Source organism: Clostridium sardiniense, assembly GCF_019753795.1.
In the GTDB taxonomy this organism is placed as follows: Bacteria; Bacillota; Clostridia; order Clostridiales; family Clostridiaceae; genus Clostridium; species Clostridium sardiniense.
In genome coordinates, this window is sequence record NZ_JAIKTU010000003.1 from 20,826 (window position 1) to 35,940 (window position 15,115).

The 15,115-nt window shown below is 25.2% G+C and carries 13 protein-coding genes; 2 read left to right on the forward strand and 11 right to left on the reverse strand.

Translation table 11 applies throughout. From position 1 onward, the window contains the following. Positions 1 to 157: 157 nt before the first annotated feature. Positions 158 to 601, reverse strand: coding sequence for a YaiI/YqxD family protein (locus tag K5V21_RS03500; RefSeq protein WP_221859225.1), 444 nt, complete (start codon positions 599 to 601; stop codon positions 158 to 160). An 11-nt stretch (positions 602 to 612) separates the two neighbouring features. Further along, positions 613 to 1,965 (reverse strand): glucose-6-phosphate isomerase, encoded by a 1,353-nt coding sequence (locus tag K5V21_RS03505; RefSeq protein WP_221859227.1) that lies wholly within the window; start codon positions 1,963 to 1,965, stop codon positions 613 to 615. Between the two features lie 398 nt (positions 1,966 to 2,363). On the opposite strand from K5V21_RS03505, the gene K5V21_RS03510 reads away from it, so the two are divergent. Then, entirely contained in the window at positions 2,364 to 3,227 is an 864-nt protein-coding gene (locus tag K5V21_RS03510) for a 5'-nucleotidase, lipoprotein e(P4) family (RefSeq protein ID WP_221859230.1), read from the forward strand. Between the two features lie 2,980 nt (positions 3,228 to 6,207). On the opposite strand, the gene K5V21_RS03515 is transcribed toward K5V21_RS03510, so the two are convergent. Together K5V21_RS03515 and K5V21_RS03520 are read right to left on the reverse strand one after the other, a co-directional pair. Continuing rightward, complete coding sequence (locus K5V21_RS03515) at positions 6,208 to 6,528, reverse strand: hypothetical protein (protein ID WP_221859232.1); 321 nt, start codon at positions 6,526 to 6,528, stop codon at positions 6,208 to 6,210. After that, positions 6,528 to 6,899 carry a YtxH domain-containing protein gene (locus tag K5V21_RS03520; protein WP_221859234.1) on the reverse strand — a complete coding sequence of 124 codons (372 nt, stop codon included), beginning with the start codon at positions 6,897 to 6,899 and terminating at the stop codon, positions 6,528 to 6,530. Before K5V21_RS03520 ends, K5V21_RS03515 begins: the two co-directional genes overlap by 1 nt. 3,177 nt (positions 6,900 to 10,076) lie before the next feature. Here K5V21_RS03520 and K5V21_RS03525 point away from each other — a divergent pair. Next, positions 10,077 to 10,703, forward strand: coding sequence for a PepSY domain-containing protein (locus tag K5V21_RS03525; RefSeq protein WP_221859236.1), 627 nt, complete (start codon positions 10,077 to 10,079; stop codon positions 10,701 to 10,703). Positions 10,704 to 10,779: 76 nt separating this feature from the next. On the opposite strand, the gene K5V21_RS03530 is transcribed toward K5V21_RS03525, so the two are convergent. From K5V21_RS03530 to K5V21_RS03560, 7 genes are all read right to left on the reverse strand, one after another. After that, positions 10,780 to 11,670 (reverse strand): N-acetylmuramoyl-L-alanine amidase, encoded by an 891-nt coding sequence (locus K5V21_RS03530; protein ID WP_221859238.1) that lies wholly within the window; start codon positions 11,668 to 11,670, stop codon positions 10,780 to 10,782. Positions 11,671 to 11,695: 25 nt separating this feature from the next. Next, the gene (locus tag K5V21_RS03535) at positions 11,696 to 12,460 is read right to left on the reverse strand and encodes a DNA adenine methylase (RefSeq protein WP_221859239.1); all 765 of its coding nucleotides are present in this window, start codon (positions 12,458 to 12,460) and stop codon (positions 11,696 to 11,698) included. A gap of 165 nt (positions 12,461 to 12,625) precedes the next feature. Next, positions 12,626 to 13,009, reverse strand: a complete 384-nt coding sequence (locus K5V21_RS03540; protein WP_221859241.1) for a phage holin family protein — start codon at positions 13,007 to 13,009, stop codon at positions 12,626 to 12,628. Further along, positions 13,002 to 13,178 (reverse strand): XkdX family protein, encoded by a 177-nt coding sequence (locus tag K5V21_RS03545; RefSeq protein ID WP_245000633.1) that lies wholly within the window; start codon positions 13,176 to 13,178, stop codon positions 13,002 to 13,004. The genes K5V21_RS03540 and K5V21_RS03545 overlap by 8 nt, the downstream gene beginning before the upstream one ends. Before the next feature lie 16 nt (positions 13,179 to 13,194). Then, on the reverse strand, positions 13,195 to 13,395 hold the full coding sequence (locus K5V21_RS03550; protein WP_221859243.1) for a hypothetical protein: 201 nt from the start codon (positions 13,393 to 13,395) through the stop codon (positions 13,195 to 13,197). Further along, positions 13,382 to 14,887 (reverse strand): hypothetical protein, encoded by a 1,506-nt coding sequence (locus K5V21_RS03555; RefSeq protein WP_221859245.1) that lies wholly within the window; start codon positions 14,885 to 14,887, stop codon positions 13,382 to 13,384. The genes K5V21_RS03550 and K5V21_RS03555 overlap by 14 nt, the downstream gene beginning before the upstream one ends. An 8-nt stretch (positions 14,888 to 14,895) precedes the next feature. Next, positions 14,896 to 15,114 carry a hypothetical protein gene (locus K5V21_RS03560; RefSeq protein ID WP_221859247.1) on the reverse strand — a complete coding sequence of 73 codons (219 nt, stop codon included), beginning with the start codon at positions 15,112 to 15,114 and terminating at the stop codon, positions 14,896 to 14,898. Position 15,115: the final 1 nt, after the last annotated feature.

Below are 15,115 nucleotides of genomic sequence, written 5' to 3' on the forward strand. Positions count from 1 at the left end.
TTTATTATACAACATTCTTCTTAATGTACAATGTACATTTCCTAATTGACACCTTACTGGTTATAAAAAATATTATAATAATGTATTGTTTGGTCCTATAATATATATACCCTAATAAAAAAAGAGCTATATAAAATACAGAGATTCTATATAGCTCTTAGTTTTTAATATTATATTCAATTATAGATTTTAAATTATTTAATAATCTTTCTTCATCCTCTGAAGTTCTCTTTTTGGGCCCTTTAAACCTTCCACCAGCTTTTCTTATTTTTTGTGATATATGTCTTTGTTCTAGTAATAAATCAATGTTTTCTTCTGTATAAATATTTCCTTTAGGACTTATAACATTAACACCTCTAGGTAAGCACATAGCTGCAACTCCATAATCCTGAGTAACTACTATATCTCCATTTTGAGAGTTATTTACTACATACATATCCACACTTTGAAAACCACTATCTACAATTACAACTTTTGAATAATCACTTTGAATAAAATGATGTATATCAACAAAAATATTTACTTCTATTGCATATTCTTTTGCTAAATTTTCAATTTTGGAGATGCTTGGACAAGCATCTCCATCAATAATAATTTTCATATATATATATATTATTTTAATTTAGCTTCTAATTCAGCTTTTAAATCTTCAAATCCTGGTTTTCCAAGTAAAGCAAACATATTCTTCTTGTATGCTTCAACACCTGGTTGGTTGAATGGATTTACACCTAAAAGATATCCACTGATTCCACATGCTTTTTCAAAGAAGTAAACTAATTGTCCAAAGTAGTATGGAGTTAATTCTGGTACATTAACTACCATGTTTGGAACTCCACCATCATTATGTGCTAATAAAGTTCCTTGGAAAGCTTTTTGGTTTACAAAGTTCATATCTTTTCCAGCTAAGAAGTTTAATCCATCTATATTATCTTCTGTAGCTTCTATTATAACTGATTCTTCAGCTTTATCTACATTTATAACAGTTTCAAAAAGATCTCTTCTTCCTTCTTGGATATATTGTCCCATTGAGTGAAGGTCAGTTGAGAAATCAACAGCTGCTGGGAATATTCCCTTGTTGTCTTTTCCTTCTGATTCTCCGTATAATTGCTTCCACCATTCGTTGAAGTAGTGAAGTGATGGTTCGTAGTTTACTAAGATTTCTATAGTTTTTCCTTTGTTATATAAAGCATTTCTTACTGCTGCATATTTGTAACAGTCATTTTCTTTAACTGAAGGATTTGAGTAAGTTTCTCTTGCATCTGCTGCACCCTTCATCATTTCTTCTATATTAACTCCAGCTGCTGCTATTGGAAGTAATCCAACTGCTGTTAAAACTGAGAATCTTCCTCCAACATCATCAGGAATTACGTAAGTTTCGTATCCCTCTGCATCTGCTAATGTCTTAAGAGCTCCCTTTGAAGCATCAGTTGTTGCGTATATTCTCTTTTTAGCTTCTTCTTTTCCATATCTCTTTTCAAGAAGATCTTTAAATATTCTAAATGCTATTGCAGGTTCAGTTGTAGTACCTGATTTTGATATTACGTTAACTGAAATATCCTTTCCTTCTATAGCCTTTAATAATTGATTCATGTATGTTGCACTTATGTTATTACCTACGTAGAATATTTGTGGAGCTTTTCTATCTTCTTTTGATAATACATTATAGAAGTTATTTGTAAGCATTTCTATAGCTGCTCTAGCTCCTAAGTATGATCCACCTATTCCTATTACTATAAGAACATCTGAAGTTTCTTGAATTCTCTTTGCTGCTTCTTGTATTCTTGTAAATTCTACTTTATCATAATTTACAGGTAGGTCAATCCAACCTAAGAAGTCATTTCCTGCACCAGTTCCTTCATGTAATTTTTTATGTGCTGATTGTACTAAATCCCCCATAAAATCAATTTCATCCATGTTTAGATATGGAGCTACTTTAGATAAGTCTAATGATAGTCCTTTAGTCATAATCGCGTCCTCCTTAATTTTGTGTGATTATTCTTAACATAACTTTATATTATGCGCTACACACTATATTTATAACCGATAGCTCATTTTCATTAAAAAAATCTCTAAACTTCATTAATGAAAATGATATCCTTCTTTATTTTACTACATATCGTTTTCTTATAAAAGCGGAATATTAACAATTTGTTTCATGTAAACATTTAAATATTTTATATAATTTTAGTTAATATTATACTTATATTACAGTTATTTTATTATATATAACTCAATACTTATATCATTCATTTAATTGTAAAATTTTGTTCATACCCTGTTAATTGATTTAATTACAAATAAGAAATAAACTGTAATTGTTTGCAATAATATTTAATTACTTTACAAAAGAGAGGAAGTTTTACATGAATAAGACCAAAATACAAGGGATAATCCTATCATTAATCATCGGAATTGGTGTAGGTACTGGAGGGACTCTAATCTATGAAAACGAAAAGCATTCTAATGAGATAGCACAAGTTGAAGCAAAGTACGAAAATAATGATACTAAAGCTTTAGTTCAACAAAATGTTCTAGCTACTCTATGGCAACAAAACTCTGGAGAAGTAAAGGCATTAAGATATGAAGCTTATAACTCTGGAATGAACTATGTAGATAAATTAGTGAAAGAAAAAACTGATAAACCTTATGCTGTTACTCTAGATATAGATGAAACTATTATAGATAATTCTCCTCATGCAGGATATGAAATAAAACATAATGAATTATATTCAAAAGAAAACTTTGGTGAATGGGTTCAAAAGGCAGATGCAAAAGCTATTGATGGCGCAAAGGAATTTACTGACTACGCTAAAAGTAAAGGTTTTGAGGTATTTTACGTATCAAATAGAAGTGAAGATAAAGAACTTGATGCCACAATAAAGAATATGAAAAAATTAGGCTTTGTAAATTCTGATAAAGAACATATACTTCTAAAAACAGATACTAGCAATAAGGATGCTAGATGGAATAAAATCAAAGAAAAATATAATCTTGCAATATATTGTGGAGATAATTTAGGTGATTTCCCTAATGGATATGATAAAAAGAGTAACGAAGAAAGACGTTCCATAGTAGAAAAAGAAAAGAAATTCTTTGGAACTAAATACATAGTACTTCCAAATCCAACTTATGGTGACTTTGAAAATGCAGTATACAATTATGATTTCAAAATCTCTCCAAGTGAAAAGATGGAAGCTAGATTAAAAACTATTAATTCATTTAAATAATAAAAAAGGAGCTATATAACTATAGCTCCTTTTAATTATTTTATCCCTAAATATGTTTAATCTTATTCCCACTCTATCAATTTAACTTATTTTCTATTGTTTTGTGCTGACTTTCTATTTATTTTATAAATTATATTTTGTTATTTTATATAATTTATATAAATTTTTATAAATTATAGTACGTTTTTAGTACTTCTGATGATATAATTTTAATGTACTGTCATTACCCATGAAGTACATAAAATAACTTATTCTTAAGCAGTAGATTACTCGATGTTCTACTGCTTTTTTATTTTTACAAATTCACTATTTATACAATGTATAATAAGATTTTTTTAAGAATTCTTCTATATTATGTTTATTAATTCTATTTATAATATAAATAGAATTAATTTTACTATTAATAATAAACACCCTAAAAGATAGTAGGTTTTGATCCCAATCATTTTACTACTATCTTTTTTATTTGCGAATATTAATAATGAGTCTATTATTAGTTAATATATATTTGTTATTCTATAGGTAAAGTGAATTCATATAACGTATTTAAATACTGTTAGAATCTTATTCCAATTCCCCTTGGTTATTCTAGCAGTATTTTTTGTACATATTTTGATAAGATTATTTTAAGATATTTTTCACAATTTATATATGGATAAAAAGCAACTTAAATTTTATAATTAAGATGCTCTTTTGGAATAAGATTCATTAAAAGAAACTACCTATTATATCTTTTCTAGGTGGTTTCTTTTTTATTGTTTAAATTTATAATAATATATTTATGCTGTACTTACTTAATAGAAACTAGAAGGACTTTTAACTGCTCTGTCCTTCTAGTTTTTTATTTATTAATATTTTCATAATCTTATTTTAAGATTTATTCTATATTTAATTAATATAGTTTAGTTATAATTTAAATACACATAAATACTTAACTTTATAAAAAGATAGTGAGCTGTCCCCCTAAAAAGATAGTTATCACTATCTTTTTTATTTGTACATTTTTTAATAAGAAGTTCTTAAGTTTTATTTCATATTATGTTTATTGTCTTTATTACTCTAATTATATATACTGTAATTATTCCTTATGGAATTCTATAAAATAATAAGTATAATCAAAAAAGATAGCGTTTTTTTCCTTCCCTAAGAATAGATTTATCGCTATCTTTTTTTGTACATTTTTTAATAAGTTTATTTTAAGATATTTTTCATGATTTATATATGGATAAAACCTCACTTTCATTTTATAATTATGTTGCCTTTATAAATAAAAGTCTTATCAAAAAAGAAACCACTTGTTTATTATTTTCTATAAGCGGTTTCTTTTTTTATTATTTGAATTTATGATAATATATTTATAATCTACACTTACATAATGAAAGATAGAAGGGCTTTAACTGCTCTGTTCTTCTAGTTTTTTATTTATATATTTTTTAATAAGATTTTTTTAAGAATTATTCTATATTATATTAAATATTTCTGTTTATAATAAAATTAAGCATTTTCTTTATAGCAGTATGCTAATATACAAAATACTTAAAAGATAGTAGTAAAATGATTTTGATCCCAATCATTTTACTACTATCTTTTTTTATTTTGCAAATATTAATACTGTGTCTATTACCAGTTAATATATATTTGTTATTCTATAGGTAAAGTAAATTCATATAACTTATTTAAATACTGTTAGAATCTTATTCCAATTCCCCTTGGTTATTCTAGCAGTATTTTTTTGTACATATTTTGATAAGATTATTTTAAGATTTATTATACACTTTGTTTATTGTTGTTATTGTTATATTAATATATACTGTAATTGTTCCTATTAAGGAACTCTTTTCAGTATAATCAAAAAGAGCAACTAGATATTTCTAGTTGCTCTTTTTGATTGTTTAAATTCATGATAATATACTTATAATCTACAGTTACATAAAAACTAGAAAGACTTTTAACTGCTCTATCCTTCTAGTTTTTTATTTATTAACATTTATATAATCTTATTTTAAGATTTATTCTATATTTGATTAATATATTTTAGTTATAATAATCTTAGACATATAATTCTAAAAAGATAGTGGTTTAGCTTCTCTTTCATATATAAGTTACCACCATCTTTTTTATTTGTACATTTTTTGATAAGGATTTCTTAAGGTTTATTTCATAGTATGTTTATGTACATATTAAACTCTCTAATTTATAATATTTATGTTCACTTAAAATATCATATGTAAAAGAAATCATCTATTTCTATCTTTGTTAGGTGATTTCTTTTTGGTTATATAAATTTATGATAATATATTTATACTGTACTTACTTAATAGAAACTGTAAGGACTTTTAGCTGCTCTGTCCCTTTGTTTTTTATTTATCTATATTTTACTAAGAATATATTAAGATTTATTTCATAGTTTATATATTTATAAATTAGAGTTTACTATGTATACTTAATTTATGCATTAATTATTAGATTCCATAGAAAAAGATAGTGTTTTTCTCCCCTTAGGAGTACTTTTCACTATCTTTTTTACTTATATAATTTAGGAGGTATTATGAAACAAGAATCTCTAAAACGTATTTTTATTATATTTGCTGTTATTATTTTAACTTTAATATTTTCATTGATATTTAATTAACTGTATTTTTATAAGAATTTCTTAAGGTTTATTTCATAGTATGTTTATTGTTATATTAACTATTTAATTTTATAATTTATTTAACCTTATTTTAAAAATACTTTGAGTGATTTTATGTATAATTTCTTACCCCTAAAAAGAACCCCTCACTCTTTATTGAATGAGGGGTTTTGTTTTGTATTTAGTTTTATTGGCTATAATTATTAAAGTAAAGATTGTTTTTTCATATATCCCCCTATCTTGACTATAAATCTTATTCTACTTTCCAATCAATATTAATATAAATAGAATTATTTTAAATACAATAATACCTATAGTATATCTAATGAAACATTCTATTTTTATTTATTATGTATTATTTGAAAACACATCAATAGCTATTTGTGCTATGTCTTTTATATTATTTATTTTATTAGTTATATTTTCTTTTGCTATTATAGCATCCGCTGTAACATCCGTTACTACATCACTTATATCCTTTGTATTACTCGAAATATCTTTTATGTTTCCTAGTATTACATTTAAATTCTTTGTATTAGTTTCTAATAGACCATCAACTTTAATTAATACTTTAAATAATTTTAATAAACAAATTATTAATAATCCTAATGCTCCAATCGCAAGTAATATAATGATAAACCAGAATAAACTATCTACACTAATATACATTAATTATTTTCCTCTGAATCTTCTACTTTTTCATCAACTGAATTTTCAACTTCTTTCTCATTAGGTAATTTACAAGTAACTTCAGATGTTGTTTTTTTATCCTTTAAGTAATCCTTAATCTTCGCTCTAGCTTCAGAAATATTATTTTTAGTTACTTTTGCTTTATCTTTTACTTTTGATCCAACATTTTTTGTTGCATCCTTTAAATTCTCAATATTCTCCTTTCCAGATTTAGGAGCAAGTAATACCCCACTTAATGCTCCTATAATTGCACCAACTGTTACACCAGTGGCTAATGTTTTAGCAGTCTTTTTTTGTGCTTGTCTTTTTTGTGCTTGTTTCTTTTGTTCTATTAATTTTGATAACATCATATTATCCCCTCCAATTTTATTCTCTTTAATAAATATAACTATATTTATTACCTCTTTTTCAATACTTATCGTTTCTTTTAAGAAGATATTAAGGTAGTATTTACAATTTAGTAATATTTATTAATTAAACATATTTTCATAATCTTATTTTAAGATTTCTTCTATATTTAATTAATATAATTTAGCTATAATTTAAATACAAGCTGTTCATAACTTATTATCTAAAGATAGTGATTTATCCTTCGGGTTATCTCACTATCTTTTTTATTTGTACATTTTTTAATAAGAATTTCTTAAGTTTTATTTCATATTATGTTTGTTGATATATATTCAATATATTTTATAATTAAATTAATCCATAAAAACTAATCGTATTTTTTGAATAAATTTGTACGTGAATCTAAAGAAAAAACCCCCATTCTTTATTGAATAGGGTTTTTTTCTTTAGATTTATAAAAGGTTTATTCCATATTTAATTAATATATTTTAGTTATAATTTAAATATAAGTTATTCATAGCTTAATAGAAAGATAGTGAGCTGTCACCCCTTAAAAAGATAGTTATAGCTATCTTTTTTTATTTTATACATATTTTGATAAGATTTTTTTAAGATATTATTCATTATATATATAACTTAAATCCTATGTAATATAATTAAATTACTCTTTTGAGTGAATTCATTATCAAAAGAAACCACTTGTTTTTATTTAATGTTTTCAAGTGGTTTCTTTTTTTATTGTTTAAATTTATTATAATATTAATCTATATTTAATTAATATATTTTAGCTATAATTTAAATACAAGTTGTTCATAGATTAATAGAAAGATAGTGATTGGTCTTCCTCTATCAGATTGCATATCACTATCTTTTTATTTTATACATTTTTTTATAAGAATTTCTTAAGGTTTATTTTATACTATATTTATTGATATATTCTCTTAATACTCTTATAATTTAATTACCCTAATGTCTAATGTAAAAATTTTTTCGAATAATTTTGTACATAATTTTTATAATCACAACAAAACCCTCATTCTTTATTGAATGAGGGTTTTTGCTTTATATTTAAATAAGATTATTTTAAGGTTTATTATATATTTAATTAATATATTTTAGTTATAATTTAAATACAATTTGTTCACAGCTTAATAAAAAGACAATGACTAACTCCTATCTAAGAGTATTTTCACTATATTTTTTATTTGTACATTTTTTGATAAGAATTTCTTAAGGTTTATTTCATATTATGTTTATTGATATATTTTCAGTATATTTTATAATTAACTTACACTCTATAAAATATTAAATAATTAAATAATATTCAAATTTAATTAGTGTGACAGCTAAACAAAGCCCCATTCTTTATTGAATGAGGGTTTTTGTCTTACGTTTATAATAATATTCTTTTAAGATTTATTCCATATTTAATTAATATATTTTAGTTATAATCTAAATATAAGTTATTCATAGCTTAATAGAAAGATAGTGAGCTGGCACCCCTTAAAAAGATAGTCATAGCTATCTTTTTATTTTATACATATTTTCATAATATTATTTTAAGATTTATTCTATATTTTATTAATTTTTTTGATTTAAAATATTATTTGTAAGAATTAAATTAGAAACGATAGTAACTTTATTATTCTTTACTTTCAAAACCATAATTGTTACTATCTTTTCTTCTTCAATTATATATTTTCGTAAATCACTAAAAGATAGTAGTTTTGATTCTAATCATTTAACTACTATCTTTTTATGTATTATCATATTTTGATAAGCTAATTTTAATGTTCAATCTATATCATGTTAACTTTTTCATTTATAATTACTTCCGAAGGAAACCTTATCGTGTGTTTTACTTTATAAAGAAGTCTCCTCTCCATTAAAGTTATCAGCTTAGTATCTTTTTTCTTTGTCATTTAAACTTATTACCATATTTATTACTGTGCTTACAGTATAAAACTAGAAGGATTTTAGACTTCTCTTTCTTCTAGTTTTTATTTATACATATTTTCATAAGATTATTTTAATAATTATTCTATATTTGATTCATATATTGTAGTTATAATAAATTTAAACATAATAATAATTTTTATACAAAAAAGATAGTGATAGGCTCCTCTCTAAGAGTATTTTCACTATCTTTTTTATTTGTACATTTTTTGATAAGAATTTATTAAGGTTTATTTCATATTATGTTTATTGAAGTTAGTTTCCAAGGTAGGTAAAATCAAATTATAACGACTAAATAAAATTCACATAACTAAAAAGAACTTGCTTGTTTTGTATCTTTCAAGTAGGTTCTTTTATCTTATATATATTTATTTATAATAATTTAAAAGGAGTGATCTTTAATGATATTTAAATTTAAACACCCTATTATACTCGGTATAATTATAGGATTCGTAATGAATTTTCTATTAGATTTAATACTAAAACGCTACTTTGGAATTGTAACTATTAATTTTAGAATAATTACTTTTATTGTAGTCATTTTACTTATTATAGTAATAACATTGATTAAAAATAATTTAGCAAGAAAGTCTTAACCCAAGTTATTTATACATATTTTAATAAGAATATTTTAAGGTTTAATATATATTTAATTAATATATTTTAGTTATAATTTAAATACAAGTTGTTCATAACTTAATAAAAGATAGTGATTTTTTCTTCCTATGCAGAGTATTAATCACTATCTTTTTTTGTTTTCTTTATGATAATAATTTCTTAAGATTTATTTCATATTATGTTTATTGATATATTGACTATATATTTTTATAATTTAATTAATCCTATGTTAAAAGATATTTTTAAATGATTTTGTACATAATTCCCAAGCACTCCTAATTTTTTATCGAATAAGGGGTGTTTTTTATTTATTAATATCCATTTTGAATATAATAAAAGTCACTAAGCTATATACATCTTAGTAGATTTTGTTTTATAACTTCACAAAGTAAAATTATACTATGAAAAGATAATGATATACCCCCTTTTGCAAAGGTAGTTATTACCATATTTTTATTTTGTACATTTTTTATTAAGAATTTATTAAGATATCTTCTATATTTTATTTAATATGTTCATTTATAATAACTATAGATTAAATTGTTTGCAATAACTAAACTTTACTGCAGTTTAATCTATATTAAATAAACTTTAAGGAGGTTATTATGAGTAAATTTCTAAAAAGTATTTTAAGCGGAATTGCAGTAGTTATAATTTCATCTGGAATAATTACATACGCTTCTAACACTCAAAAAACAACTAAATCTCAACCTACACTTTCACAAAAATCACTAATTGACTCTAATAAAGCAAAGCAGTTAATGTTATCAAAAGTCCCGGGTGGAACTTTTATAGAATTTTCATTCGATAACGATGAAACCCCTGAATATGAAGGGAAAATTATAAAAGGTAATATTGAATATGAAATAACTGTAAATGCTAAAAATGGTTCAATAATAAAATTTGAAAAAGAAAATATTTCTATCACCAATTATTCAAATACAAATACTACTTCAAACGAAACTTCAGATGTAAATAATACTTCAAATAAAACTACTACCACTTCAAACAAAACTTCAAATTTCATAAGTGCTGAAAAAGCTAAAGAAATAATGAAAAATAAAGTAGGTAGTTCTAATTTTGTAAGTTTCTATTTTGATAATGATGAAACTCCTGAATATGAAGGGAAAATTATAAAAGGTAATATTGAATATGAAATAACTGTAAATGCTGAAAACGGTTCAGTAACAGAATTTGATAAAGATATTTCTGATGATAATCATGATGATTAGCAATCATTAATAATAAAACTAAAACAAAGGTAGTAGAAAAAATTCTACTACCTTTAAATATTCTAGCACTATTTAATTATTTTCTAAATAAAGCGTTCCATGTGTTCTTACCAATAACACCATCTGGATCAAGTCCATTTGCTTTTTGCAATTCAATAACAGCCTTTTTAGTTCCATCAAAGAACTTTCCATCTATTCCATTTGTACTATATCCTAATGCATTTAATCTCTTTTGAGCTATTTTTGTTATATTTCCTATTGCTCCATATCTAATTATAGGACAACATTTTAATGTATTTTCTCCAAAGTAACTATCAACTTTTATACTTCCGAATCCCTGGTCGTTTATCTCTTCTTGAAGTTCTTTTACTATAGGCCCGCTTATTGATAATTCCCATAGTTCTTTTTTTGTTGGGTTTGATGGCTTAATTGGTTCTGTTGAATTAACAGTATCAACTACAGCCTCTGCTATAGCTTTCGCAATCGCTTTATATCCTACTTGTAAGTACTTATTTGCATCGTCTGTATCTACAAAACAACATTCTATAAGCATACTCTTAGCCTTTGTTTTTCTAATTACATAAAGACCTGTACCTTCTTTTACTCCTCTATTTATAAATCCTAACTTAGAGATATTCTTACATACCTCTACTGCATCAGCGTATTGTCTACCTTTATAAGTATAAACTTCTACACCTCTACCACCACCAGCATTAAAGTGAATTGCTATAAACCAATCTAAGTCTTGTCTATTGGCTTGTCTTACTACCAGCTCTAAACTTTGTGATGTGCTACTAGCTTTATCTATAGTACAGTTAACAACATTAACTCCACTATTAGCTAATAATCTTCTAAGTTCTCCTCCAACCATTCTTGTTTCTTTACCTTCTACTATTCTACCTACTGCTCCACTTCCTGGTCCTGAAATAGTATGTCCATCATTTACTCCCATTGTTAATTTATTCATTTTAATTCCTTCTTTCTTTTAATTTTTAATAATTAGTTATTATTAACTCTTTATAATTTTTTCTTGCTTTTGCTTCCCTTGATACAGAATAATTAACTTCAACTTCTTCTATATTAAAATCCTTATACCACTCTCTAACTTTTGGATTATCATTTATAGTTAATAAGAATTTCCCCTTGAGATTTTTTAGTTTATTTCTAAGTAATATGTGATCCTCTTCTCCAAAACTATATTGATATCCAGCAGTTTCAAAATATGGTGGATCGCAAAAGAAAAAAGAATACTCTCTATCGTATTTATCTATTATTTTTTCAAAAGATAAATTTTCGACATAAGTATTCCTTAGTCTCTCTTTAATTTTTTCTAACTCTTCTTTATAAAATATTTGAGGGCATGGTCTTTTTGTTGTACCATATCCATACACTCCACATTTAGATGCAAAACTCTGACTTGTTAAATATAAAAATCTAATAGCTCTATGAATTTCAGTTAGATACTCTATAGTGCAATTTTTATACTCATCAAAAATATCTCTACCTGAAAACTCATACTGCAGCAACCTCTCTATTTCCGGAGCGTGATATTTAATCATTCTAAATAAATTTATCAATTCCTTATCTACATCATTTATCACCTCTACTTTTGATTGTTCTTTCCCGAAATATACCCAACCTGCTCCAAAGAATAACTCAACATAACAAGTATGTTCTGGAATCTTTGATATTATCTTATTCCTTAATTTTGATTTACCTCCCATTCTTGATATTGGTGGTTTTAATTTCTCTTCCATTTTTAATACGTCCTTTCTTAATAAATGTCTTTTATATAAAAATAAGAATCTATAGAATAGCTTGTATGCAAACTTTATAACTATAAATTCTCACCAATATTTTTATATTAATTTTTGATAATAAAAAAGAAACTATCTCTAGTCCCGCTTTATTGCCCTAATTATTTATTTTATATCTATATCTTTATTCTCGTCTTTATCTTTACTATTACCTTGATTTAATATCTCTAATTTATCTGATACTATAGATGGTAATTTAACATCACATTCTGCTAAGTTCTCTAATATACTACCAGCTTCTTTATAAGCAAATAGTGCTAATGTTATTCCTATAACTGCAAACTTTAAATTTAAAAATATATCTAATAATAAAACAAATGCTATTCCTAAAAATTCAGCTATCCACCTTATTATCCCATCTCTCATTTTTCTACTTCTATAATTTTTGTTCTTTACTGATTTTAATATTCCTAATGCCATATCTATAAACTTAAAAGCTAAGTATAATACTAATAACCATGATATGGCTTCCGGTATAAATTTAAACATTCATTTTCCCTCTTTTCTTTTCTGTAATATCTTTCTTACTTGCTATAATCTCCTCTTTTTCTTCTTCAGTTATCCAATTCTTTTTAACTGCGCTTTCTAATTCTCTCTCATCTGCTCTACCTTGTAGATATAGCTTCTTTACCCACCTATACATAACTGTACTTCCCATTTTCATTTCTCCTTTCTTACTCTAATCCTCTTGATAATGCACCTTCAATTAAGAAGTTTATAGCTTCTTCTGTTTCTTTTTGCTTTATTTTTAGTTCTTCTATTTCTTCCTCTGGCAATTTCTTTCTTTCTTCATCCTTCATCTTCTTAGTTTCAGTTATAGTAAATGTCATTTCTCCAGTCATTGCATTAATAGTTAATTTTTTAATTTCTATCATCTTCTACCCCTCCTAAATTCCTTACTTTTATTCTAGTTCCATTTGGTAGATAAGCTCCTCCACTTACCTGTATTCCAAAGTCTAAGGTGAACTTATCTATATATTTTAATTCTGTGCTAAACCCACTTTTATGTCCGTAATAATTTCTAGAAAAATATACATCTGAAGAATTATTGAACACATTTATATTAGATTCTGCAACAATAATAGTTATATCTTTAGTTGAATTTATATCTATTTTAGTAAATATATTTCCTTTAACTCTATTTACTAATGGATCAAATTTTTCTCTATACCCTCTATCGCCAGATATAAACTTTTCAAACTTAATTTCAAATGGATAGCTAAATACAGTAAAAACTTCTATACTAATATTTTTATACTTCTTTACAAGTTCTAGCTCTAATAATCCTGGAGCTTTTTCAAAGTGAAATTTAGATACATCAATGTAACTTGAATTTGTAAATCTACTAAAACCTATTCCTGATGATGAAGAAATTCTCTTCATTATCTTAAAACTATTTGCAGTTACATCACTAACTGCAAACACTGTACTCTCTTGCTTTAACTCTGTAGGAACAACTCTAGTATCAAACTTTTCTAAAAAGCCTTTTCCGTACACTAACATTACAGGATCATCATTTTTAAGTCCGTGATTTTCTTTAGTTATAAATGTTGCTGTATCATAAACTATTTCTGAAATCTCTATAACCTCATTACTATCATGAACATAATCTAATATTATCTCTCCATTTCCATCTTTACCTTTAGATGGCTTTCCGGTATCTTCGTCACCTAAAAACCAATTTCCATTATCACCTATATGCGGAGTTAGTCCACTTTCCCCTTGTATTCCTTGTGGGCCAATCTCACCATCTTTACCTTGTAGTCCCTGTTTCCCTTCTGGACCCATAATATTAACTGGAGTTGGTGGATTATCTGTATTATTCTTTACCCATGATAACTCCCCTTCATTCGATACATTGGGCATCCATGTATCTCCTTGCTCTCCTTTTAGTTCTTCTGGATTTATCTCACTTAATTTATCATCAACTCTTTTTATAAGTTTTTGAGCTTCTTCTTTTATTTCTTTAAGGGTATCTATAGTCTCTTTATCTTCTACAATCTCACCTTCAAATGTTTTGTTTACATAAAAATAAGGCCCTATAATTGTTATAGTTCCTTCTTCATCTGCAAATATAATATTAAGACTTACTAATCCTTCTGTACTTACAAAAGTTCCTTTTAATTTTATCTTTATATTTGTTCCTTCTTTCTCTACATTTTCATCATCCTTTTGCTCTATTAGAACCTTATTATCTTCATCTCCCTTCTCTCCTAATATATCTACTTTCACCTTGCTAGAATCATCAGTTAAAATTTCTATATTTATATTTAAATATACAGTATCATTTTCACTAACACTCCCAATTGATTCTGGTTTGATTTTACTCTTATTGGGATCTACTTTATACTCAAGAACTCTTTTCATACTGCACCTCATTCTAAGTTATTCATTAAGTTATTCGCATACTCTTCCAGTTTACCCAGCACTCCTAATATCTCATCGTTACCTCTTGTTTTTGTTAACACTCTACTCTCTCTTACATTATCTTTTATTTTTCTTCCTGATTCATCTATTTCATCATAAGAAAATGCTAATACTTTTAATCCATCTATTTCTGTAATAGCCACGCTAGTTAAATTTCTATAAATCATT